The 254-nt window shown below is 61.8% G+C and carries 1 protein-coding gene; it reads left to right on the forward strand.

Features of this window, described 5'->3' with window-relative positions:
• Positions 1 to 190 (forward strand): hypothetical protein (locus tag ACTHSL_RS13905; protein ID WP_440381743.1); only part of this gene is annotated, 190 nt, incomplete at its 5' end.
• Between the last annotated feature and the right edge of the window lie 64 nt (positions 191 to 254).

The following is a 254-nucleotide window of genomic DNA, read 5'->3' on the forward strand; positions in this document are numbered from 1 at the left end:
GTTGCCCGTGGAGAACGAGCCCCTGGCCTTCTGGCGGGCTGGTGCTTTTCCATCGGGACTTCGCCGGCGAACGCATTTGAACGATTCCGATCCACTCGATCGGGTCGATCCGGAGCTCTCCATGGGAGTTCAGAGCCTGCGGATTGGCCTGGACCGCGATTCGGAGTTCCTGGAAGTCGTTGAACCCTGACTCGCGATTGAGCGGGTTCGGGTTTCGGATCAACGCCAGCGCTGCAAGACGACGCCTTCGGAGG

This window comes from Neisseria sp. P0008.S010 (genome assembly GCF_051962715.1).
Taxonomy (GTDB): Bacteria; Pseudomonadota; Gammaproteobacteria; order Burkholderiales; family Neisseriaceae; genus Neisseria; species Neisseria elongata.